The organism is Streptomyces sp. NPDC086549, from assembly GCF_044746205.1.
Taxonomy (GTDB): domain Bacteria; phylum Actinomycetota; class Actinomycetes; order Streptomycetales; family Streptomycetaceae; genus Streptomyces.
Genome location: NZ_JBIVBS010000072.1, coordinates 1 through 1,147, shown reverse-complemented (window position 1 = coordinate 1,147; position 1,147 = coordinate 1). Strand labels below are relative to the sequence as shown.

Sequence of the window (1,147 nt, the reverse complement as noted above, 5' to 3'; positions counted from 1 at the left end):
GTCATTACTGACTTCAGCTCGTCAGGGTGAGGGTGGGTCGTCGAGGGTCAGGCCGGTGCCGGCTATGAAGCCGTCGAGAGTGTGGGGCCTGTACTGCAGGCGCTTGAGACGGTTGCGGACGATGACTTCGAGCCGGTCGAGGGCCATGACGGCGAGGTTGGCCAGGCTGCGTTTGACGTGTGCCCACACGCCCTCGACGGGGTTGAGGTCGGGTGAGTAGGCGGGCAGCAGGAATACCGTCAGCCATTCACGTTCGGCGATCAGCTCGCGCATGGCGTGGGAGACGTGTGTGTTGAGCCGGTCCCACACGAGGACGATCGGCGCTTTGAGGAGTTGGTGGACGCCGTCGATCAGCGCAATGAAGTCGCGCTCGCCCATGCTGCGGCGCTTGCCTTTGCCCGCGGAGTGGGTGCGCAGGCGGTGGCACAGCCGGGTGCGGAAGCCGGGCCGCATCGCGATCAGTCCGGCCACCGACAGCCGTCCCGAGCGTCGTCCGCTGACGGTCACGACCGGGGTGCGGCCGCCGGGTGAAGCCTGCCTCGTCCTCGAAGCAGATGTAGCCGCCGCAGGCCGCCCGGGCTCTTTTACCTCGGCCCAGGTCGCCTCCTTCCATACGGTGACGGCCGTCTCGTCGCGTGCGGCGACCCGGCGCGCGGGGATCTGCGGGCTGAAGCCGAGCCGGTGCATCAGCCGCGTGGCCCCAGAGACGCTGTAGGCAACGTGGAACTTCCTGCCGATCAGCGTGGCCACCCGGGCGGCCGTCCACACCTGGTCCTCCACCCAGCCATGCGCGGCCGGGCCCTGCTCCAGATACTCGGCCAGCTTCTCCAGACAGCGCGGGGACAGACGGCACCGCGACCCGCTCGGGCCACGGGAGGCCAGAGCCTGTGCACCGCCGTCCCGCCACAACTGGTGCCACTGGTAGGCCGACTTCACGCTCACCCGCAGGCGCCGTGCGACTTCAGGCGGCTTGACCTTCTGCTCGAACAACTCGGCTGCCTGCATCCGTACCGTCTCCCGGCGCCGACGTCCCGCAGGGGTCAGGCCGCCCCCATCCGCATACCTCACACACCACGGGGTACAGCCACCCATCCACGCCCATCAGGGACTTCGCGAAGATTCACCCCGACGAGCTGAAGTCAGTAAG

1 protein-coding gene is annotated in these 1,147 nt (G+C 68.4%); it reads right to left on the bottom strand.

Annotated features, from left to right (window positions below; all coding sequences use genetic code 11):
• Positions 1-21: 21 nt before the first annotated feature.
• Entirely contained in the window at positions 22-1,092 is a 1,071-nt protein-coding gene (locus ACIPSA_RS51425) for an IS630 family transposase (protein ID WP_402649266.1), read from the bottom strand.
• Between the last annotated feature and the right edge of the window lie 55 nt (positions 1,093-1,147).